16 protein-coding genes and 1 tRNA gene are annotated in these 23,253 nt (G+C 53.3%); 12 read left to right on the forward strand and 5 right to left on the reverse strand.

Annotated elements, in window-relative coordinates; genetic code table 11:
- Positions 1 to 40: 40 nt before the first annotated feature.
- Positions 41 to 1,936, reverse strand: coding sequence for a sensor histidine kinase (locus ACFPMF_RS26030; RefSeq protein ID WP_379850714.1), 1,896 nt, complete (start codon positions 1,934 to 1,936; stop codon positions 41 to 43).
- 193 nt (positions 1,937 to 2,129) lie between these two features.
- Between ACFPMF_RS26030 and ACFPMF_RS26035 the strand changes: the two genes are divergently transcribed.
- The 9 genes from ACFPMF_RS26035 to ACFPMF_RS26075 all read left to right on the forward strand — a co-directional run bounded on the left by ACFPMF_RS26035 (position 2,130) and on the right by ACFPMF_RS26075 (position 14,059).
- The gene (locus ACFPMF_RS26035; RefSeq protein WP_379850716.1) at positions 2,130 to 2,978 is read left to right on the forward strand and encodes a T9SS type A sorting domain-containing protein; all 849 of its coding nucleotides are present in this window, start codon (positions 2,130 to 2,132) and stop codon (positions 2,976 to 2,978) included.
- Between the two features lie 325 nt (positions 2,979 to 3,303).
- Entirely contained in the window at positions 3,304 to 3,528 is a 225-nt protein-coding gene (locus ACFPMF_RS26040) for a hypothetical protein (RefSeq protein WP_379850718.1), read from the forward strand.
- 456 nt (positions 3,529 to 3,984) lie between these two features.
- Entirely contained in the window at positions 3,985 to 6,894 is a 2,910-nt protein-coding gene (locus tag ACFPMF_RS26045; RefSeq protein ID WP_379850720.1) for a glycoside hydrolase family 3 N-terminal domain-containing protein, read from the forward strand.
- Between the two features lie 72 nt (positions 6,895 to 6,966).
- Positions 6,967 to 10,854, forward strand: coding sequence for an Ig-like domain-containing protein (locus ACFPMF_RS26050; protein WP_379850722.1), 3,888 nt, complete (start codon positions 6,967 to 6,969; stop codon positions 10,852 to 10,854).
- A 44-nt stretch (positions 10,855 to 10,898) separates the two neighbouring features.
- A complete protein-coding gene (locus ACFPMF_RS26055) occupies positions 10,899 to 11,336 on the forward strand; it encodes a nucleoside deaminase (protein ID WP_379850723.1) in 438 nt (145 codons plus the stop codon).
- Positions 11,337 to 11,401: 65 nt separating this feature from the next.
- A complete protein-coding gene (locus ACFPMF_RS26060) occupies positions 11,402 to 12,010 on the forward strand; it encodes a superoxide dismutase (protein WP_379850725.1) in 609 nt (202 codons plus the stop codon).
- Between the two features lie 102 nt (positions 12,011 to 12,112).
- Positions 12,113 to 12,188, forward strand: a tRNA-His gene (locus ACFPMF_RS26065).
- Between the two features lie 121 nt (positions 12,189 to 12,309).
- The gene (locus ACFPMF_RS26070; protein WP_379850727.1) at positions 12,310 to 12,954 is read left to right on the forward strand and encodes a carotenoid biosynthesis protein; all 645 of its coding nucleotides are present in this window, start codon (positions 12,310 to 12,312) and stop codon (positions 12,952 to 12,954) included.
- Between the two features lie 226 nt (positions 12,955 to 13,180).
- Positions 13,181 to 14,059 (forward strand): MerR family transcriptional regulator, encoded by an 879-nt coding sequence (locus ACFPMF_RS26075; RefSeq protein ID WP_379850729.1) that lies wholly within the window; start codon positions 13,181 to 13,183, stop codon positions 14,057 to 14,059.
- Between the two features lie 51 nt (positions 14,060 to 14,110).
- Here ACFPMF_RS26075 and ACFPMF_RS26080 read toward each other — a convergent pair whose 3' ends face one another.
- The gene (locus ACFPMF_RS26080) at positions 14,111 to 17,116 is read right to left on the reverse strand and encodes a TonB-dependent receptor (RefSeq protein WP_379850731.1); all 3,006 of its coding nucleotides are present in this window, start codon (positions 17,114 to 17,116) and stop codon (positions 14,111 to 14,113) included.
- Between the two features lie 415 nt (positions 17,117 to 17,531).
- On the opposite strand from ACFPMF_RS26080, the gene ACFPMF_RS26085 reads away from it, so the two are divergent.
- On the forward strand, positions 17,532 to 18,605 hold the full coding sequence (locus ACFPMF_RS26085) for a mannose-1-phosphate guanylyltransferase (protein ID WP_379850733.1): 1,074 nt from the start codon (positions 17,532 to 17,534) through the stop codon (positions 18,603 to 18,605).
- Between the two features lie 67 nt (positions 18,606 to 18,672).
- Here ACFPMF_RS26085 and thiL read toward each other — a convergent pair whose 3' ends face one another.
- Both thiL and ACFPMF_RS26095 read right to left on the reverse strand, forming a co-directional pair.
- On the reverse strand, positions 18,673 to 19,707 hold the full coding sequence (thiL, locus tag ACFPMF_RS26090) for a thiamine-phosphate kinase (protein ID WP_379850735.1): 1,035 nt from the start codon (positions 19,705 to 19,707) through the stop codon (positions 18,673 to 18,675).
- A gap of 95 nt (positions 19,708 to 19,802) precedes the next feature.
- Positions 19,803 to 20,249 carry a hypothetical protein gene (locus ACFPMF_RS26095; protein ID WP_379850737.1) on the reverse strand — a complete coding sequence of 149 codons (447 nt, stop codon included), beginning with the start codon at positions 20,247 to 20,249 and terminating at the stop codon, positions 19,803 to 19,805.
- 125 nt (positions 20,250 to 20,374) lie between these two features.
- Here ACFPMF_RS26095 and ACFPMF_RS26100 point away from each other — a divergent pair, with 125 nt between their 5' ends.
- Both ACFPMF_RS26100 and ACFPMF_RS26105 read left to right on the forward strand, forming a co-directional pair.
- Positions 20,375 to 20,629: a cytochrome b5 domain-containing protein gene (locus tag ACFPMF_RS26100; RefSeq protein WP_379850739.1), complete on the forward strand. Its 255-nt coding sequence runs from the start codon at positions 20,375 to 20,377 to the stop codon at positions 20,627 to 20,629.
- 20 nt (positions 20,630 to 20,649) lie between these two features.
- Entirely contained in the window at positions 20,650 to 21,510 is an 861-nt protein-coding gene (locus tag ACFPMF_RS26105) for an N-acetylglucosamine kinase (protein ID WP_379850741.1), read from the forward strand.
- 87 nt (positions 21,511 to 21,597) lie between these two features.
- On the opposite strand, the gene ACFPMF_RS26110 is transcribed toward ACFPMF_RS26105, so the two are convergent.
- Positions 21,598 to 23,253, reverse strand: a 1,656-nt coding sequence (locus ACFPMF_RS26110) for a putative Ig domain-containing protein (RefSeq protein WP_379850743.1), incomplete at its 5' end; no start/stop codon positions are given.

A 23,253-nucleotide genomic window follows, 5' to 3' on the forward strand; every position in this document is an offset into this window, starting at 1 on the left:
CACAGAGTTAATCAGGGAACATCAGGGTTGATCAGAGGAGTTATGATTGATGGTATGGTAAAACGACTTCGAATGAACTTCCTTTTCCCAACTGGCTGGTGACCTGAACGGAACCGTGGTGTTCTTCCACCATTTTCTTTACGTAACTCAATCCAAGACCGAAGCCTTTGACATCGTGCAAATTACCCGTCGGAACGCGGTAAAATTTCTCGAAAATCCGGCTAAGCTGGTCTTTCGTCATCCCAATGCCGTGATCGGCCACCGTGATACTGACGCCGTTTTCTACATTCCGCGTCCGGATGGCAATTTGCGGTTTTTCGGGCGAATATTTGATGGCGTTGTCAAGCAGATTGTACAGAATGTTACTCAGGTGAACATCGTCGGCTTCCACGATTTCGTCGGCAGCTTCGAAATCCAGCTGAACCTCGCCCTGTTTTTGTTCAATCTGTAACCCGATTGTATTCAACACATTCCCAATAACATCGTGAATATTGACCGGCGACAGCTTAAGCTTCACCGTTCCTTTTCCCGCCGTGGCCCGGTCGAGCAGCGCCATTTGCAGCACTTTTTCCACGTGTGTTCCCAGCCGCCGGGTTTCGTCCCGGATGATGCCCATGTAACGAGTCAGGCGCGTCGCCGGTTCTTCGGCGGGTTCCAGTCCGTGACTGAGTTGTTCCTGCGCCATTTCCACCGCCAGCGAAATGGTCGAAATCGGCGTTTTGAACTCGTGCGTCATGTTGTTGATAAAATCGTTCTTGATGTCAGCCAGTTTTTTCTGCCGCATAATCGTATTGATAGCCACGTAAAAACAAGCCATGATCACCAGCACCAACAGGGCCGAACTCGCCAGAATCGCGCTCATTTTCCGCCAGATAAACTGCTGCTGATCCGGGAAGTAAACGTAGACATAATTGCCTTTTTCCAGAAAATTGTTCGGAAACAGCACGGCTTTGTAGACCTTCTTTTTATCCGATAACTGACTGGCTGAGTGGGACGCGAACAGGATTTGCGGTTTGGCCGCCCCCGCGCCCACGTTGGTCCGAACGCCGTATTCAAACGGAATACTGATGCCCCGTTCGGCCATGGCATTCTTCAGCAACGAATCCAGCAGGGGGCGGTTTACCCGGCTGTCAATCGGGCGATTGGCAAAGAGCAAATCCCGCACCACGCCTTTGACCATTTCCGACTGCTGCTCCACTTTGTTCATACCGGCTTTGGCCGCAACCGCTGAAACGGCCCCCGGGGGCGAAATACTCCGCTTCGGGCGGAATCGACGCGGCAGGCGGGTTTTACTGCCAGCCGGCTTTTTAAGAAGCGCTGCACTATCAATTTCCGGCGGGCCATACAGCAACCGCAACTGGCGCTCAAATACCTGATCAACCAGCCGGTTAAACTGCCGTTGCTGTTGAAACTGCAGGTCCAGCAATTCTTCCGGCCCCAGCGCATCCTGCTGCCGGATCAGGTCTTCAAAATGCTTCTGTTGAACTTCCGACAGCTTCTGAACATCCGAATGAAACGCGTCAGAGGGCGAAACCTGGGTCTGCTGCCAGATACCGACCGGAACCGGGCCGTTGGCATTGTCCGGTTCGGCAACCAGCGGTTTTGTTTTTTTCTCCTGCCGCGCCAGAGCGGTTTCTGAAACGCCGACCGGTTTTCTGGACGTGTTTTTTTCTGCCGATTTAGTAGCTGCCGGGCGCGAAATGGCCATTAATTGTTCTTTCTGCTGTTGCTGATTCATGCGTTGCCGGGCCAGGTGCAGAATCTCCTGCCGCTCCAGCGTCCGGACCACCTCCTGCAACCCATCGGTAACGCGTGAATCGAACTGTTCTTTCTGCAACGACAGCGCATTGTCGATCCAGTAGAGCTGGAGCGCAATCAGACCCAGTAACCCCACGGTCATCAACACGGCAATCCAGCGTATGCGTTGTTTTGTCATTTTTTATTCCTCTCGGTGCAACATTTGGATGCAAACCACCATCTATTGATTTGTTAGCCCACCTAAAATTACAAAACCCACGGCCTCACGGCTCAGGAACTCTTATCCTTTTAACAAACTTTAACAACGAAACAATTCGATTTGCCATAGGTTTGCAGTGTTTTGGGACCGTACTAAACAATTACGAATCAATATGATCACCCCATTTGGAATCCGCTACCGCCTGACCCTGGCGGCTGTGCTGCTGAGCGGTTGGTGGGCTACGGCACAAGCCCAATCCAACAAGAAAACGGATACTGACCAAAACCGGGTCAGTGTGAAAATTATCGAGCGCACCAACGGCGACGTGCGCGAAACCGAACGAACCTACCGACTGAAGGGGATGAAAGACGACGAGCGGGAGGCCTTGGTCAACCGACTGGTGGATTCGATCCGGACCAAACGAGGCAATAACAAGGGCCAGATCACCATCGTGATTGATGACGGCAACGATTCCAACCTGAATTTCCATTACCGCCAGAACCGCAATCCGGACCGGGTGGCTGAACGGCTTCGCCGGCGCAACAACGATATTACAGCCCGGCGGCCCAACCGCCCGACGGGTCCGAATGAATTCCGGTTTTACCGGGACGGCGAGTTAATGAAACGGTTTAATTTCGATTCGGACTCCTTGGCTAACCGGCTAAAACGGCTGGAATTCAGCTGGCCGGAAAACTTCAGTCAGCGCATGGAAGACTCGTTCCGGAACTGGAGCTGGTCGCTCGACGAAGGGGCGAAAGCCTCGACGATCCGCAACCTGCAGGTGTATCCGAACAACCCCGAAACGAACCAACTGAATGTTCGGTTTACCGCCCCGGCCAAGGGCGACATCCACATCCGGGTAACGAACCCCGATGGCAAAGAGATCGCCAAGAAAGACGTCAAAGACTTTTCGGGAAGCTATGCCGGGCAGATCGATATCGACAAAAAAGCCAAGGGCGTTTACTTTGTCAACGTCACCCAGAACGACGACGGGGCGGTGAAACGGATTGTTATTCCGTAATTTCATCCCGTAAAATCAGCAACTTATCAGACGACGGCTGAATTTCGTCCCGTCTTTCCGATGGTTTATCTGCTGTTTCAAGCGGTTCAGCTAGTTTTACGAAAAAGATAGGGAAAAGACCGCTTACCTTTACGTTACCTTTTACGGATGAGTACGTCTTAACCTACAAAAGGAAGCGTTCAACGTAAGCAGGTCAATACCGTTCATCAATCCGTAGTACCGTTCACACAGTTTTTAAGAAAAACAAGGTACTATGTATTGCAAGGTACGCTATAAAACCTATATCTTTGTAAAGAACTTAACAAGGGGCAAGCCCGTGAAGAGTATGAAAAAGTTGGTAGTCATTTTCCTGTTGCTTGGTGCCAGCCTGAACGCTTCGGCGATGGGCCATCCGCACAACCTGTTCTCGGCGCATCGCAAAGCGAAGCAATACAAGCCGATGGTTTGCAAAACGACGGTTGCCAATCAACATACCTTCACGACCTGTGTCAAGGTGGCTACCCCGTCGCTCGTGCAAACGTGGGTTTCGCTGCGAAAAAAACTTTTATAAGGCCGGCTCATTCCAGAGCGCACAGCCAGGCGGTGCTACGATCCGGATCGTAGCACCGCTTTTTTTATGGCATAGGATTTGCCGGTTTTCCAATCAATCACTTTTTGAAATAAATCGCATCAATCCATCCAAACCGCATGCTTTTGGAAAAGAAAATTGGGCGATTTGCCCTAATTTTATCCGTAAATACGGGTGACGGAACATGCTTTTATTAGGCATCTTTTCGTTAATTCATTAACTTTATCGTTTGAATGGATTAAACTGTACAACCTTTCGTAACTGTACTTCTTAACCAAAATGCGTATTAAAGTTGTCTCTCGGGTAGTGTTGGCTGTGTTGATGGCTGGTTTTTTGACAGCTTTTGGATGGAGTCATTCCGGATTGACCCGGTCCTCCTGGCATCAAGCGTTGTTATCAACCTCTTTTTTAGCTTCTTTTTCGAAAGAGACACCGGCGGTGCGTGCGCCCAAAAACCACACGTGGCACCCTAGAGTAAATGCGCATCCGGTTGAAGTCTGGGGCTCGGCCCCGCAGCAGCAACGCTGGGTAGACAGTGTGTTCCGGAGCATGACCCGGGAACAGAAAATCGGCCAGTTTTTCATGGTGGCCACCTTTTCCAACCGCGACGAATCTCACTACCAATACATCGAAACCCTGGTCCGCCATTACAACATCGGCGGGCTGATTTTCTTTCAGGGCGGGCCTTATCGCCAGGCCGTGCTGACCAACCGGTATCAGGCAGCCGCCAACGTTCCGCTGCTGATTGGCATCGACGGCGAGTGGGGCCTGGGCATGCGTCTCGACAGTACGATGGATTTTCCGAAACAAATGACGCTCGGTGCCATCCAGGATACGGCGGTCATTTACCGGATGGGCGCCGAAATCGGTCGGCAATGCCAGCGGCTCGGCATTCACATCAATTTTGCCCCGGTTTCCGATATCAACAGCAATCCGTCGAATCCCGTCATCGGCAACCGCTCGTTCGGTGAGTCCCGCGAAAATGTGGCCCTGAAAGCATCCGCTTACATGAAAGGGTTGCAACATACCCGCGTCATTGCCACCGCCAAGCACTTCCCCGGCCACGGCGACGCCAGCAGCGACTCACACATTACCCTGCCAACCATCAGCCGCTCCTATACCCAACTTCATGATATGGAGCTATACCCGTTCCGGAAGCTGATTGCCGATAGTCTGATGGGCGTGGTCACCGGCCACCTGCATGTTCCGAATGTTGACAATACCCCCCGGCTGGCGGCTACGTTGTCGGAAAAGATCGTGACCGATCTCCTGAAAAAAGAACTGGGTTTCCGGGGGCTGGTGTTTACGGATGCCCTGAATATGGGCGGAATCGGTAAATTACCGGCGGAGGAGATTAACCTGCGTGCCTTGATGGCCGGCAATGATGTGCTGCTGTATCCCGAAAACGTCCCCGACGCGGTGCACAAAATTGCCAAAGCCATCGACGAAGGAAAAATCTCGCAGGAACTGATCGATGAAAAAGTCAAGAAAATTCTGCGGGCCAAGTATTGGACGGGTTTGAATAAATACAAGCCTGTTTCACTCGAAAACCTCAGCCGTGACCTGAATTCTTCGGAAGCACAGTTGCTCAAACAGGAACTCTGCGAGCAAGCGGTTACCCTGGTCAAAAACACCAACAACTTATTACCCATCACTACCCTGGACACCGTTCGGCTGGCTTCGGTATCGATCGGTACGGATTACGGCAATACGTTCCAGAAAATGCTGGGACGCTACGCTCCGTTCAAGCAACTGACGTACGCCGAAAAACCGGCAGGTGAGCATAGTGTCGATGAAATACTGACGCAGATCGGTGACGCGAATCTGGTGGTGATCGGTTTTCACCGGATGAGTCCCTCGGCCCGCTGGAACTACGGCGTAACGAATGCTTCGCTGAGCTTGGTTAACCGCCTGAAACAGAAAGGCGTTCGGGTGGTTGTCTGCGCCTTTGGCTCGGCCTACGCCCTTCGCCCGTTTGTCGGAACACCCGCCGATGCGGTTTTGTGCGCGTACGAAGACGGAGAGGACATGCAGCGCGTCGTACCGCAGGTATTGTTCGGGGCGGTTCCGGCCAAAGGCGTCATGCCGGTAACCATTGGCGACTGGAAAATTGGCAACGGTTTACTGACAGCGCCCAGCCAGCGACTGGCCTACAGCCTGCCCGAAAGTGTAGGCATGCGTTCCGGCCAGTTGCGCCATATCGAAACCGTCGTTCAAAAAGCCATTCGCGACAAGGCCTTCCCCGGCTGTCAGGTGCTGGTAGCCCGAAAAGGCAAAGTGGTTTTCGATAAAAGCTTCGGTACGCTGGCTTATAACAATTTTGAACGCGTTACCGACGAAACACTGTACGATCTGGCGTCGCTGACGAAAGTGCTGGCCACCTTGCAGGCGGTCATGATTCTGAACGAGCGCGGGGCCATCGATCTGAACCAGAAAGTAGCGACTTATCTCCCGGAGTTTCAGAACAATAGCAAACGGAACATGACCGTCAGCGATGTTCTGCTGCACCAGACCGGTTTACCGGCCGGTTTGTCGAGGGCCATCGAACGTTCAAAAGCCCCGGCCATCAACGCATTCACGACGGTTCGGGATAGCCTGCATTCGTTGCAGGTTGGCCCGAATCTATACGCGGTTCCTGCCCTGCGCGATTCGATCTGGAACTGGATCGTGCGGACACCGCTGACGGGCCGGATGGACGAAGACGGACGCTATAACTACGTTTACAGCGATTTAAGTTTTGTCATTCTGCAAAAACTGGTCGAACGCGTTGCCCAACAACCGATGGACGCGTTCCTGACCGAGAATTTGTATAAACCGCTGGGCATTTCCACCCTGTGCTTCAACCCGCTCCAATGTCATCCGGGTTGCCGGATTGCACCCACCGAGCAGGATACCTATTTCCGAAACTCCCTCTTACAAGGCACAGTGCATGATCAACTGGCGGCTTTGCAGGGCGGGTTATCGGGCCATGCCGGTTTATTCGGTGACGCCAACGACATTGCCAAAATCCTGCAAATGAACCTGCAACGGGGCAATTACGGCGGTCGCCGGTTTTTGATGCCGGGAACCGTCCCGCTTTTTGTCCGCACCCAGAGCGACCGGAGCCACCGCGTTCTGGGTTGGGACAAGCCCGAAGTCGATGGGAACAGTGTTTATCATGCTGCCCAGGTATCCCCCCGCTCGTTTGGCCATACCGGTTTCACCGGAAACGTTATTTGGGTCGATCCGGATTACGATCTTGTCTTCATTTTTCTTTCCAACCGCGTTCACCCCAGCGCCGGAAACACCCTCATCAACACCCAAAAAATTCGCCGGCAGATTCACGAGATTATATATCAGTCGATGTAATTTGTATTTTTGGCGAATCGTTCTGAACACGAGAAAGTTGAACAAATCCACTCCTCCTTAACCGGATGTGTTATGAATAAAACTCTACGTCTGTATTGGCTCCTGCTGGTTGTGTTTTCGGGAAATATTGGCATAGCTGCGGCCCAGACGATTACCACAGGTGCATTGTCAGCTTCTTCCCTTTGCGCCGGTGCCGCAATTACGGTTCCTTTCACCACCTCCGGCACATTTGCCGCCGGAAACAGCTTCAAAGTACAGCTCGCTCCGGCAACCGGGCCTTATACCGACATCGGAACCGGCACGACCAGTCCGATCAACGCGACGATTCCGAGCGGCCTTAGCGGCACCGGCTACCGCGTTCGGGTGGTTTCGTCCAATCCCGTTGTCAATGGCAGCGTTAGTGCTACTTCGTTGGTTATTACGGCCCGGCCTTCTGTCCCTCTAACCGGTACGGCACCGATCTATTGCCAGGATGCCACAACGGCCCCCCTGAGCGCGACCGCGGGCGCTGGAGCGACCCTGAATTGGTACACAACTCCCTCCAGCGGCACGGCTCTCCCAGCAGCACCAGCTCCTTCCAGCAGCGTACCGGGAACAACCAAATATTATGTTAGCCAGAAAACCGCCAGCGGCTGCGAAAGTGAACGGGCTGAGATTACGGTAGTTGTAACAGCGCCACCAGCGGCACCCGGCACCAGCCCGGTCACCTTTTGTCAGAATGCCCCGGCTTCTCCTCTAACGGCCACACCGGTTAACGGCGCTACGCTGAACTGGTACGGCACCAGTGCCACCGGCGGTACCGCTTCCGCAACCGCTCCCACCCCCCCGACCAGTACGACAGGTACCACCACCTACTACGTTAGTCAGTCGATCAATGGGTGTGAAAGCCCCCGGGCTTCACTGGTTGTAACGGTTAGAAGCATCCCGGCAGCTCCCACCACCACAACACCTTCCGCTTATTGCCAGGATGGCCCGGCGAATGCACTCGTCGCCACGGCTTCGAGTGGCGGCACGCTGAACTGGTACGGTACCAATGCCACGGGAGGCACCGCTTCCGCAACGGCCACGGTTCCGACGACCACCAGTGTCGGAGCCACCAGCTACTACGTCAGTCAAACGGTCAATGGGTGTGAAGGCCCACGAACAGCGATCGTTGTTACCGTAACACCAAAACCGGCAGCTCCAACCGTAACAGCCTCCTTTTCGTATTGCCAGGGTGCGACGGCCAGTCAGTTAACGGCCATTGTCGGTAGCGGAGGAACGGCAAACTGGTATGGCACGAATCCTACGGGAGGAACAGCCACAGCCGTTGGACCGACCCCTTCGACCACCAGCCCCGGCACCAGTACGTACTATGTGAGTCAGACCATTGGCACGTGCGAAAGTTCCCGCGCCAGCATCACCGTAACGGTTTCTGCCACGCCTTCGGCTCCGGGGGTAACGTCTCTTTCTGTCTGCCAGAACCTTCCGGCTACGGCCTTAACCGCCAGCCCTTCGAATGGTGGGCAATTGAACTGGTACGGTACCAGCGCCACCGGCGGCACCGCTTCCGCAACCGCTCCCACCCCCCCGACCAGTACGACAGGTATCACTACCTACTACGTTAGTCAGTCGATCAACGGTTGCGAAAGCGCGCGGGCCAGTCTGGCCGTCACCGTAAAACCGCAACCGACAGCCCCAACGGTGGGAACTTCATTGACCTATTGCGAGGGCATGACGTCGCTTCCGTTGACGGCAACCGTTAGCAGTGGCGGCAGCCTGAACTGGTATGGCACCAACGCCACGGGCGGAACAGGTTCTTCGACCGCCCCTCTGCCAGCCACAGACGCCGACGGCACCTTCAATTACTACGTCAGTCAAACCATCAACGGGTGCGAAAGCGCGCGGGCCAGTCTGCCGGTAGTCATCAAGCCTCGACCTGCCCTCCCAACCGTCCAGGATATCCGGTATTGCCAGGCAGAAACCGCCGTTCCACTGTCGGCCACGGCCGAAGCGGGCGGAACGCTAAAATGGTACGCTACTGCGATCAGTACGCCGGCACTGACGGCCGCCCCAATACCCGATACGAAAGCAGTCACGGAATCTACGTTCTACGTTAGCCAAACGGGCGCTAATGGCTGTGAGAGTAACCGGGCTCCGATCAAGGTCCAAATTTTTGCGATTCCCAGTTCCCCGACTGTTCCCAGTTTACCGGACGTTTGTCAGAACACCTCATCCCCTGTTACCCTGCAAGCGACCGGCGAAAAGCTGAAATGGTATACCGCCCAAACCGGTGGCACAGCCTCGGAAGCCGCACCGGTGCAGAATACCAATACTGCCGGGACGTTTACGTACTTTGTTACGCAAACCGTTAACCAGTGCGAAAGTCCGCGCATCGCGGCCAAAATCGTTATCAAACCCCAGCCGGTAGCTCCAACCGCCACTAGCAAGGAAGTCTGCCAGGATGCGCCGGTTGAAACGTTATCGGCTACCGGCGAAAATCTGAAATGGTTTGACATCAATAACAATGGATTGGGTAGTGCGCCCACGCCCGGCACGAACGTCGATCAGGAAATTACCTACACGTACAAAACGACCCAAACCGTCAATGGCTGCGAAAGCGATAAGCTGACGATTACGTACAAAGTGAAGGTAACGCCCAAACCAACGGTGGTGACACCGGTAACGTATTGCCAGAATGCCGTGGCAAAACCGCTGGAAGCCACCGGTCAGGACCTGACGTGGATCAATCCGTACGGCGCGACCTCGAAAACCGCCCCAATCCCGCCAACGACTAATATTTCCACCAAACCGGAAGGTGATTCCTACTTCGTTACGCAAAAAGGATCCAACGGTTGCGAAAGCCGGAAGGCCGAAATCAGGTTGATTATCAACGCTCCGCCGACGGCCAAAATCGAAGGAAATGCGACGGTTAATCTCGGCAAAACCGTGCCGGTGACCATCTCGTTCACCAGCGTACCGCCGTTCAGCTATACAATTTCGGACGGAACATCCGGAACGTCGGAAACCCTGCAGAAAGAGATTCAGCTTTTACCAACGAAAAAAACTACCATTTACCAGATTACAAACATTACGAATTCCTGCGGAGCGGGTACGCCGGTGGGTACCTTTACGGTCAACGCCATCGTACCGACCGTAACGACAAGTCCGCTTTCGGTAACCACGCTCTGCGTCGGCACCCCCATTCAGGTGCCCTTCACCACCGCCGGAGAGTTTACGCCGGGGAATTCGTTCCGGGTAGAAATAGCAACAGTCGCCGATACGGCTTTTGCCAACAAGATTGAGATCGCAGCAGGCGCCCAGCAAAGCCCGATTACCGCTCCGATTCCGACCACCGTGGCGCAGGGCCTGTACCGCGTACGCGTTACGGCCACGAATCCGCAGGTGCCGGTGCCGGGCAGCAGCAGTTCGACCATCCTGAACATCCGGGCGCTGCCGACCGTGACGCTGACCGGCACAAAAGACATTTACGACAACGAAAGTGCTCCGCTTTCCTTCGCGTTTACGGGCGATGGTCCCTGGACGTTTGAATACGCTGAAGGTTCGAAAATATCCAAGCTGACGACCAGTAGCAATCCGCACCTGGTTTCGGTAACGCCGGTTTCGTCCACGACCTATACCGCTAGTTCGGTAACCAACGGCTGCGGGGTAGGTACCGCAACCGGAACGGCCATCATCCGGGTGCTTCCGGTGTTGGGACTGGAGCCCGATCCGCTGCTGACCGCCGTGAAGGTGTTCCCGGTGCCGGCCGAAAATATCGTGACGGTCGATATTGATCTACCGCTGCAAAAAGCGCCCGCTCAACTGCAACTGACCGATCAGTCCGGACGTGTTACCCGGCAACTAACGACGCGTCAGCGACAGACCACCCTGGATTTGAGCCAGCAGACCGCCGGGTATTACTTCCTGCAAATTCAGATTGGCGACCGGAAAACGGTACGAAAGATTATGAAACGGTAATTTTTGCTTCTTCCGGGCCGGAAGAAGCAAAAACCGTCACCCACATGTTTGACGACGAATATTTCATGGGAATGGCACTCGCACTGGCCGAATCTGCGTTTGAGGAAGGCGAAATTCCGGTCGGCGCGGTAGTCGTTGGTCGAAACCGCATCATTGCCAAAGGCTACAACCAGACCGAGCGCCTGACCGACGTAACCGCCCATGCCGAATTGCTGGCCCTGACAGCCGCCGAACAGTATTTAAACTCCAAATACCTCACGGACTGCACGTTATACGTCACGCTCGAACCATGCGCCATGTGCGCCGGTGCCTTAGCCTGGGCCCAGATCGGCCGGATCGTTATCGGGGCGCCCGATCCCAAACGCGGTTATTCCAACGTGCAGCCCTCGCTGCTACACCCCAAAACGCGCGTCACAACCGGCGTTTTAGCCGACGAAAGTCTTTCTTTACTCCGCAACTTTTTTCGGGGCTTACGAACATAAATCGAAAAGTCGCTGTTATCGCGTTTGACAACTTTACTGTATGTCTAACCTTAACACATCACAATATGGCTTTCGAATTAGCTCCCCTGCCTTATCCGAGCAACGCGCTGGAACCCCACATCGACCAACAGACGATGGAAATTCACCACGGTAAACACCACAATACGTATGTGACCAACCTGAACAATGCCGTTAAAGGCACCGAACTGGAAGGGAAATCACTCGAAGAACTGGTGTCGGGTGTCAGCAACTATCCGGTAGCGGTTCGGAATAACGGCGGAGGACACTGGAATCATACGTTTTTCTGGAGCATTCTGTCGCCCAATGGCGGTGGCGAACCAACGGGTAAACTGGCCGACGCCATCACCCAGAAGTTCGGTTCGTTCGATGCGTTCAAGGAAGAATTTGCCAAGGCGGCTACGACCCGTTTCGGTTCGGGCTGGGCGTGGTTAGTTGTGACCTCCGGTGGTGAGCTGGCCATTACCTCTACGCCGAATCAGGATAACCCCCTGATGGACGTTGCTGAAACCAAAGGCACGCCGATTCTCGGTCTGGATGTCTGGGAACACGCCTATTACCTGAAATACCAGAACAAACGCCCGGACTATGTAGCAGCCTGGTGGAACCTCGTCGACTGGAAAGGTGCCGACGAACGGTATCAGCAGGCGGTTTAGTCTCCATGATGAATTAGGGACGATGTAAACGTCAGTAAATAAAAAATCATCGTTCATCGTTCCTAATTCATCATTCTTTTTTTACCTTTGCAGTCCATACACGGAGGATGTAGCTCAGTTGGTTAGAGCGCCAGATTGTGGTTCTGGAGGTCGCGGGTTCGAGACCCGTCTTTCTCCCAAGCCCCTAAAACAGTTGTTTTAGGGGCTTTTTTGTATGAATTCACCCAAACCGCCCGGCGGTTTCGCAACAGTTTCGACGCTGTTTTTGTCATTGATTTATTCCGATACCGCCTTTCATCATGTCCCAACGGTTCTATTACCCTGTCCTGATCCTCCTGATTCTGGCGCACATCGCCGGGGTTATTGGTTTACACCTGCCGTCGCTGGCTCCGCTTTTCCGAAGTCTGGTACCGTTTAATCTGCTGGGTTCGCTGGGGTTGTTACTGCTCTTTCATACCGACTGGAACCGGCCTTTTCTGTTCTATTGTGTGCTGGTTATTGTGCTCGGTTTTCTGATTGAAGTGCTGGGTGTACAAACCGGTTTTGTATTCGGGAATTATGCCTACGGTCCTACGCTGGGCGGGGCGCTCTGGGATGTCCCGGTTATCATTGGCATCAACTGGCTGCTGTTAACTTACTGTTGTGGCGTCATCTGCGACCGGCTTTCTGTCCCGGTTTACCTGAAAACCATGCTGGCGGCTTCGCTGATGGTGCTGCTGGATACACTGATCGAACCGGTAGCGATTCGGCTCGACTTCTGGCACTGGTTCGAAGCCGAGGTTCCGATCCGGAATTATTTAGGCTGGTGGATTGTCTCCCTCGTCTTTCTCGCCATCTGGTACGGGTTGCCGTTTCGCAAGCAAAACCGGCTCGCGCTTCCGTTGCTGCTCCTTCAGTTTCTGTTTTTTATTGCCAATATAATCGTCTTCTTTCTGACCGAATAATAAAACATTCTGTGGCCATCCGGTTTTTGTTGACGCCATCGAAGCGGATTAGTAGCTGATTTCTATTATTTTAAACCGGCGGTCATTCGAAAGCCGGAACAGGATGTCGGGGCATCTTACTTGTTCTCTGACGTTTAATTGCCTAAAATTGTAAAACCAGGACCTTTATAAATCGTCTGTTATTCAATGAATCGAATTCAGGACGACTATACTTTGTACAATTCCCATGAGTAATTACTCGATCAGGGACCTCGAACAGCTTTCCGGAATTAAGGCCCATACGCTTCGAATTTGGGAGCAACGCTATAACATTATTTCTCCCAAGCGGACGGATACCAATATACGGACCTACAACGACGTGGATTTAAAGCTGGTGCTGAACATCTCGTTGCTGAAAGAGCACGGTTTTAAAATCTCGGAGATCTCCAGGATGTCGCTCAGTGAAATGGCCCGGGAAGTAATCACGATTTCGGACCAAAAACTTAATTATCCTGACCAGATTCACGCCCTGACCCTGGCGATGATCGATCTGGACGAGGATCGTTTTGATAAAATTATCAGCACGAATATCCTGCAATTCGGCTTCGAAAACACGATGGTTCACATCATTTACCCGTTTCTCAGCCGGATTGGCACCCTTTGGGTAACGGGTTCGATCGGTCCTGCCCAGGAGCATTTTATCTCGAATCTTATTCGGCAGAAAATCATCGTTGCCATCGACGGCCAGGTGACGAAACAGGAGCCGGACACCAAAAAATACCTGCTGTTTTTGCCGGAAGGCGAGCTACACGAAATCGGGCTGCTGTTTGCCAATTATGTGATCCGGGCGCGGCAGAACAAAGTTATTTACCTGGGCCAAAGCCTGCCCTTCGCCGAACTGGAGTTTGTGTACGATTTTCACAAACCGGATTACCTCTTCACAGCGATTACCTCCTCACCCAGCAACCACGAAGTACAGCCGTTTGTGGATAAATTAGCCCATCGTTTTTCGAATTCGCAACTGTTGTTCACGGGCTATCAGGTTGTTGGTCAGGATATTCAAACTCCGCCCAATGTCCGGATCATCAATACCGTCGACGATCTGATTCAGATTGCAGACCATTAAAAACCGGCGGTCTTACGAAAACCGCCGGTTCTAGGGAACGCCGGAAATCGGCTAACGATTCATCAATTCGTCGAACGTCAGCGAAACGTAATACATGCCCCCAACACTCGGGTTGCCCCAGGCCTGCGTATACAGTTTACCAAGCACGTTGGTCCCGCCGATTTTCAGGATCGATTTAAGGCCCGGAATTCGTTTGCTCACCTGCGCATCGAGCGAACCAAAGGCCGGAATTCGGGTTTGCTGCCGCAGGGTAGCTTCCGTATTGGCAAAACTAGACTCCCAGAGGAACCCGTCCTGATGCCGGAAAACCACATTGAACCCGAGACCGCTATTCCGGATATTCCGGTTTCCGAACGACAGGTTATACCGGTATTTGGGGGAGTTAAAGAACGTGACAAAACCGGTTGGCAGGGAGCCCCGGTTGGCCAGATCGTTGAAGGCGACATTGCCGCCAATCAGGAAATTGCCGGGCAGTCGGTAATCGGCGCCGACGGCCCAGCCGTGGTTTTTAACCTGAACCGGTGCATTGACGTAAAAACTATAGATCGTGCGGGTAGTCCCACCGATGAGTTGCAGCAACGAGTTCGGGTCGGCGCTCGTCGCGGGTTGAGCCCCCTGCACCACAACCTGCGCTCCTTCAAAATTGAGAAACCGGTTGTAATAATAATAGGCGTCGATAAATAGCCGGTTTTTAACCAGGCCTTTGTAGCCCAACTCGTAGGTTTCAACCCGTTCGGGATCCCACTGCCGGGGCTGATACCGCTGCAACGACTGGGCCGCCTGGGGCAGCGCAACGCCTTTTTGCAACGCATCCCCAAAGTCCCGAACCGATTCCAGCGTATACACCGGGTTGGTTCCGAAGTTATACCGGTCTCTAAACTGCGGCAATCCCCCAATCAAACGGCTCGTGGGCGTGTTCAGGTCGATATACTGCGACTGGGTGGTTGGTATCCGGAACCCGCGCTGAAACGACGCCCGGACATTGTGCACCTTCGCCAGCGTCAAAACCGCCGATAACCGGGGGCTGAACTGTCCCTTGAAATTGACGTTTTTATCGTACCGGACCGACGCCGTCAGCTTCAGGAGATCAGCCACGGTTTTGGCCGCCTGCGCATAACCGCCGTACTCGTTGATTTTGTATTCGTCGCCGTTTTCATCCAGGGCAAAAATGGTCCCCCCGGAGTTCAGGGCGTACTGCCGGAAGTTGCCCCCCACGATGAGTTCAACCGTCGCCGGATCGAGCAGCTTGCCGAAATTGTACATAAACTCACCGTGGTACAGGTTCGTTCTGTCCAGAAATTTAGCGCCCAGGTTGGGGAGCGTACCCGGCAATGACCGACCGGAAACCGTAGCAGCCGCCTGTTCGAACGCAGCGGTACCGGGCAAAAACCGCCCCTGATCGGCAGCTGCGCGAGCCGCCGTATGCAAGGCGTTCGATTGGTTTTTAGCCGCATTCAAAGCCGCCTGCGGATCGGTTGGATTAGCCGCTAAAGCCTGATTAATGATTTGCAGAGCCCCGCCCGCGTAGGTAAAGGCGTACTGCGGAAACCACGACCCGATCAGATTGCTTTGGTCCAGACTCGGTTTCCAGGCTTCGTTGATGCCCTGCCCCAGCAGACTGATTGCGAACGAATCCCCCGAGCGTTCCTGCGTGGTATAGGCGCGTACAAAAAAGTTCGATCCGCGCAACTCCGCTTTGTATTGCCCAATGCTAAAGCCTTTGATGTAATACCGGTCCTGGCCCGTATAGCCGGTCGTGCCGGTTCCCCAGTTGGCCTGCAAAATAGCCTCCAGGTTATCGTTGAGCCGATAATGAACAGCGCCGTTCAGTTTCAGGCTGTTGACTTTGTAATTGACCAGCTCACTTTCGGCGTAGCCCGTCCGCGAAACCGTCACATTAGGCAGCAACACCTCATTGACAATCTGAGTCGCTGGGATTTTCGTTGCCGACGACAGCTGATTGACGCCCGCGATGATTTGCGCCAGCTCCGGTGAGACCAAAGCAATCTGCGCCGGAGGCAGCGGTAACAATTGCGCTACCGTACTCTGAAAGGCGCTTAAATTGGCGCTGGCATCCCCGTAAATATTGATCCCGTCGTATCCCGGATTGTTCTGGCGGGTTCCGTTAGCCAGGGTAAAACCGTTGGCAAAACCCTGATCGCGCTGGTCGGAGGCCTGCCAGTCGTCGGCGCTGATGTACGATGCACTGATCTTGAACGCCAGCCGGTTATTGAAGGCTTTGGCGAAACGAATGCCTGCGTCGTAGAAGGGCGTGGTAGCCTTGCTTCGGTTGCTGGCCGACATAATCCCGGTTTTGGCGTAGGCGCTCAGACCCTGAAACTGAAATGGATTCTTACTGTTCATCAAGACCAGCCCATTGATGGCGTTGGGACCGTACAGGGCCGAAGCCGCACCCGGCAGGAGTTCGACGCTTTCCACATCCAGTTCCGACATCCCGGCGATATTCCCGACGGAAAAGTTAAGCCCCGGTGCCTGATTGTCCATACCATCGACCAGTTGAACCACCCGCGTGTTGCCATTGGCGCTAAAACCGCGTACGTTGACCGACCGAAACATCAGACTTTGCGTGCTCATGTCAACACCTTTCAGGTTAAGCAACGCGTCGTAAAAGGTGGCAGCAGGGGCCGACTGAATGGCGCGAATGTCTATTTTTTCGACCGTAACCGGGGATTTCATGACGCTTTCTTCCACCCGCGACGCCGATACCACGACTTCCTGCCCCAGCATAACCTGCTCCTCCAGTTCGATTTTCACGTCTGTCTGGTTATCCACCACCAGCTCCCGGGGTTGAAAGCCCACCGAGGAAACCACCAGCGTCAGCGGTGTCGGGATGGCTGTTGTTAATGAAAACCGGCCTTTCGTATCGGTAATTGTTCCGGCAACCGTTCCTTTCACCGTGATGCTGACCCCAATGAGTGGATTTTTAGAGCCACTTTCGAGGATACTTCCGGTAATTTTGGTTTGCGCCCAACCCCATGCAGGAACGGTAAGACAGAATCCTACAACCAGTAAAAGCCGCCTGTAACTTTTTCTCATAATAAGGTTCGTTTTCTGATCCGCAACAAAACGGATATTGATCTGTAAATGCGAATCTAACTGGTTAAAATTTTATAAATACACAAATCATCATAAACCTATAAACCCAGAACAAGTCCCAATAAGGACGTTAGCCAACCGGCTGTCCTTAACCCTTTATTTGCGTTTTCGGGAGTTCGGGCTTAAGCAACATCGGGACTGGATCGACCTGAATTAATACCTTAATAGAATGATGACCACGGTTACTCAAAAAACCTCTGTTTTATTTCGTATTTTTGTCTTTTCCCTCTGTCTGCCACTGGCATTTCTTCGATAAGAATAACCATCCTTGACTAACTTTTAAGCGCATTCCTTGTAGTTTAGGAACCCCGTTGCCAATTTAAGGGGTTTGATGTTTAGCAGAAAATACTTTTGTATGAACCATACGTATGTTATTATCATGGCGGGCGGGGTTGGGACCCGGTTCTGGCCATTTAGCCGCACCAACAACCCCAAACAGTTTCACGATGTACTCGGAACCGGTAAGTCGCTCCTGCAACAAACGGCCGAACGATTTGACGGAATTTGCCCTAAAGAACATATTTATATCGTTACCAGCGCCGAATACCACGCACTGGTTAAAGAACAGCTTCCTTACCTGAGTGACGATCAGATTCTGTGCGAGCCCGTTCGCCGGAATACCGCCCCCTGTATTGCGTACGCTGCCTATAAAATTGCCCGGCAGGACCCGCAGGCCAACATGATCGTGGCGCCAGCCGACCACATTATTTTAAAGGAAGAAGAGTTCCGTAGCACCATCCGGACGGCCTTGGCCGCCACCGCCGATCAGGACATTCTGGTCACGCTGGGCATTCAGCCCAGCCGCCCGGATACGGGATACGGTTACATCCAGTATATTCCGGATTCGGATAATCAGGGAACGAAAAAGGTCAAAACGTTTACCGAAAAACCGCACCTTGAACTGGCAAAACAGTTTCTGGAAAGTGGCGAATTCGTCTGGAATGCCGGGATTTTTGTCTGGAATGCGCAGGCCATTCGCAAAGCCTTCGAAGCCTACATGCCCGAAATTGCCGATATTTTTGCCGAAGGCGACGGAGCGTATTTTAGCGAAAAAGAAAACGTTTTTATCAACAAGGCGTATTCGCTCTGCAAAAATATTTCCATCGATAACGGGATCATGGAAAAAGCCAAGAATGTCTACGTCGTGCTGAGCGATTTTGGCTGGTCGGACCTGGGCACCTGGAAGTCGTTGTACGAAGTATCGAACAAGGACGCCAATGAAAACGTAACGGATGGTACGCACCTGCTCTACAATGCCAACAACAACATCATCAAAACACCAAAAGACAAATTGGTGGTTATCAGCGGACTAGAAGGCTTTATTGTGGCCGAATTCGACGGAGTTCTGCTGATTTGCCCCAAAGAAGAAGAGCAAAAAGTAAAAGAGTTTGTGGCCGACGCCAAAAACCACGGCGCCCACTTTGTATAAGTTCGTATAAAACTAATGAAGGATGACCGGTGAATGGATAGGAAAAACCCGGTCATCCTTCATTAGTTTAAAAGTGTTTCCAGCCCTGCGCCTTTAAGGGAGTATATTGGCCCGCCTTGGTACCTAACAACACCGAATCCGGTTTGTCGGTCAGGTAACCGATGGGCGTGATGCGGGCGTGGTTTTTTAACTTCTCGAATTCCTGCGGACGAATCGTAAACAGCAGTTCGTAGTCTTCTCCGCCGTTCAGGGCCGCCGTCAGCGGGCTCAGGTTTAATTCGGTCGCCACCAAGTAGGTAACATCGTCGATGGGAATGTTTTCATCGAAGATCACCGCCCCGGTTTTGGATTGCGTGCAAATGTGCAGCAGTTCCGACGCCAGCCCGTCCGACACATCGATCATCGCGGTCGGTACGACTCCCAAATCCTGAAGTTCATACACAATGTCGGTGCGCGCCGACGGCCGTAGCTGACGTTCCAGCACGTAGGATTTATCCTCGCTGATTTCCGGCTGCATGGTCGGATCGGCCAGAAATACCTGTTTCTCGCGTTCCAAGAGCTGCAGCCCGCAGTAAGCTGCCCCGAAATCGCCCGTTACGCAAACCACGTCGTTGGGTTGGGCGGTATTGCGGTACGCAATTCTATCTTTGGGCACCCGACCGGTTACCGAAACGGAAATGACCAGCCCGGAACGGGAGGAGGTTGTATCGCCCCCAATGAGATCGATCCGATAGGATTCGCAGGCTGCTTTAATTCCCGCATACAATTCTTCCACTGCTTCGACCGAAAACCGGCTGCTGAGCGCCACGCTAACCGTAATCTGCAGGGGTGTTCCGTTCATGGCGGCAATGTCGGAGACATTGACCGCAACGGCTTTGAAACCGAGGTGCTTCAGGGGCGTATACGCCAGATCGAAATGCACGCCTTCCAGCAGCATGTCGGTGGAAATGAGCCAGTAATCGGGGCCGCCGGTGTCGATCACGGCCGCATCATCGCCAATACCCCGCACGGTTTCCGGCCGTGTCGGAGCGCCAAATTCCTGATTGATGCGGTTGATCAGGCCAATTTCGCCCAATGATTCCAATTCCGTTCGTGTGTTCATACCGTTACTAAAACAAAAAAGCCGCTTTCGGTTCGAAAGCGGCAAAAATAATCAGAAACTATCTTCGATCGGTATCGACCCGGGTAGCAAGCCACTTACGGATTCGACAGGGTATATTTATTGGTTGTCCCACCGGTTTTCCGATCGGCGGTTGTCCGGGTGATTTCCAGTGCATTATCCGACGAGGAATTGATCGTGAATTCAATCGTCGGGCCATCGGTGGGGGCCGGGCTCAGGTTTTTCAGGATCAGTTTCGTATCGCCCTGCACTTCATACTGCCCCGTTGACTTGAAGCCATCGACCTGGGTAATCACCACGGTTGGCGGGTTGCTCAGATCCAGCGCATACTGCGAATAACCGGGTCTGACGTTACCAGTCCCCCCCTTGGTGTATACGACCACATTGTTTTCTTCCACTTTTTGGGCCGACCAGTTTTTGGCAATTCGCTCCGAAAGCGGTTTTACCTTGCTTTTACTACAACCGGTCAACATCACAAACAGACCCAAAACCGTAACAAAGGCGATCAGTGTATTTTTTTTCATATGACAAAAATAGATAGACGTAATGGTGTTCATCAGTAAGCGGTTAAAGTTACAGGTTTTTACGAAACCAATACCTAAACTTAGGCGTAAACGTTGCATTTTTGCCGGACCCATTGTTTTGCTTTATGAGCCTTGAAAAGAGTGATTTCCTGAAAGAATACACCCGTTCGCAACTGGCGCTTCGCAACGGCTCCGACCGCGACGAAATCTGGTGTGCTTACCGGGGTATCATTTACGATGTTTCGTCCAGTCGGCTCTGGCGCCACGGCAAGCATTACGAACACTGGGCCGGCCAGGATCTCACCGACGAACTGATCGACGCACCCCATGGCGAATGGGTGTTCGGTCGCTTCAAACCGGTCGGAAAATTAATCAGTTAACCACCAACCAGCGTCCCGAAATGATCTTGATCGCAGACAGCGGTTCCACCAAAACCGATTGGCGAACTCTTTCCACCAATGGCGAGGTCAACCAGGCCCGAACCATCGGTTTCAACCCGTATTACCAGGATAGTGCCGCGATTGCTGCCGAACTGCAAACCAGTCTGTTACCGTCCGTTAAAGAAACGGTAACGGAGGTGTTTTATTACGGTACCGGCTGCAACAGCCCCGAATCGTGTGGGGTGGTCGAACGAGCGATCCGGACGGTTTTTCCGGATGCGCAGCACGTGCAGGTCAACAGCGATTTGCTGGGAGCGGCCCGGGCGCTGTGCCACCACGAGCCCGGTATTGCCTGCATTCTCGGCACCGGCTCCAACGCGTGCCGGTACGACGGGCGTGACATTGCCCAACTGAGCGGTTCGCTCGGCTTCTGGCTGGGTGATGAGGGAAGCGGGGGTTATTTGGGAAAAACGCTGGTCGTCCGGTTTTTGCACGGCCAGTTGCCGACCGAATTGGCCGGAAAATTTCAGAAACGCTACCCGAACATAGACCGGCTGACGGTGATGGAACATGCCTATAAACAGCCTTTTCCAAACCGGTATTTCGCGTCTTTTTCCAAATTTCTGTTCGATAACCGCAGTCATCCGGTTGCCTACCAGATCGTTTACGACGCATTCAGTCTGTTTTTCGACACCTATATCCGCAAATTTGCGGATTCGGCCCAGTTGCCGATTCACTTCGTCGGCTCGGTGGCTTTTTACTATAGCGATATTCTCCGGCAGGTGGCCAACGATAAGGGCTTTACGGTTCGGCGCATTCTGGAAAACCCGATTGCCGGCCTGACCCTGTACCACCAGCAAACCGAATCACCGCAAGATTGAGCGTCGAAAACCGGTCGGGGCAGTCGTTATGATGTAAAAAAAGCCACCGGATTCGGTGGCTTTTTAAACGACGTTATGTTACTAGACTTATTGTTTCAGCACCTTGATTACTTTCAGAACCCCGTCTTCGTTCTGAATCCGGAGGAAATATACCCCGGTTGGTAGTTGCAGGGGCTCCACATCGATCATCATTTTGCGTCGGTCCGGATCAACAACCTGCCCCTTCAATTCCCACTGAGTCCCGTTCGCCGACGAGAGCGAGAAGGTGTACGGAACGGCGGTTCCCGGTTTCGTTACCCCATGTGCCGGCGCCGTCAGATTGATTACTTCCCGAACCGGGTTGGGGTAAACCAGCCATTCGCTACCGGCGGTTTCGGCATTTTCGGCCGTGATGGCGATCCGGCCCCCGCTTTGCACGAACGAGAACGCAATATTTTTGGTGATGATCGTCTCCCCGCTACCGTTGGCACCGGTGAAAGCAGCCACCCGCAGAATATACGTTCCAGCCAGCGGTTTGAAACCGTCGTCGTCGCCAAACAGCCCGAAAGGTGTCTGGTTATCGACGTAATTGTTGGACGAAGCGCCCGTTAGCGCAAAAGCAATACTGCCAACCGGCACATTGGAGGTGCAGAAGAAATTGACCCGCTCCGGCAAACTACTGATGGTAATCGAACTGTTATTGATCAATTCCTGAATCACCTGACGAACCGAGGCATTACCGGCTTTCATCAATTGAACGGTCAGTTGGGGCTCCCGTACTGTCAGCTTAAACGTGAGACTGTAGGTTTTCTGATCCGAAGTCGTGCTTTTCAGGGTCACCATATACTCCCCGGCGGTTTGCGGTCTCCCGCTGGCCGTCCGGTTGGAGGCATTGTAAGTAATGCCATCGGGCAAACCGATCACTTCCATCTGCACACCCGCTCCGGCTTCCGGCAACGTAAAGGTATGGAACAATCCTTTGGTAATTACCTGATCAGGGAGCGGGCTTTTGCCGTTATTACAAGCGGTTTTATACGTGTATTTTATAACCTTCCCGCTTTGCCGGGCTTCGATGTCCAGCGTACTGCCCTGCCGCATCGTCAGTAACAACGTATGCGTTGAGGTAGTCGTCCAATCGGTTACCCCGTCGGCCCGGTACTCAATGGTTGTGTTGTCTCCTCCACTGGTCCGGAAGGTGATTCGCCCGGTTTGGCAATCGTAGTCGGGCGCCAGCAGAACCAACGGATTAGTGGTCGGGGTAGTCGGCGTGGTTGGAGGGGTCGGGGTAGTAGTGCCCGGATTCACCGTCAGCGTCAGCTCTACACTGGTTTTGGCATTCTGGTTGTCGGTGGCCGTGTAGGTGACAGAATAACTTCCCACCGTGGTGACCGTCCCGCTCAAGCTCCGGCTAAGGGCCTCAAAACTCAGCCCCGTCGGCAAACCGCTCACCGCATACGTCAGCGTGCCCCCTTCTGGATCGGTAAAAACCGGCAAAACCGTCTGGTAAGCCACATTCACCGTCGCTGTCAGACTCACCACCGTGGGGGCCACCGGCGGTTGGTTCGTCGGCGTGGTTGGGGTGGTTGGGGGCGTTGGCGTGTTGTTACCAGTGCAGGTCAAGGTCTTGGGAGACCCTTTCAGCAGATAGGTCGTGCCCTGAACCCGGCCCCAGACCTGGTAGGACTGGTTGTTCTTCAACTCCTCGGCCGTATCCCAGCGGTAGCCGTGGCTGCCGTTGCCTTTGCCGTTGTCTTTCAGGTCCTG

This window comes from Larkinella bovis, from assembly GCF_042655385.1.
GTDB lineage: Bacteria > Bacteroidota > Bacteroidia > Cytophagales > Spirosomataceae > Larkinella > Larkinella bovis.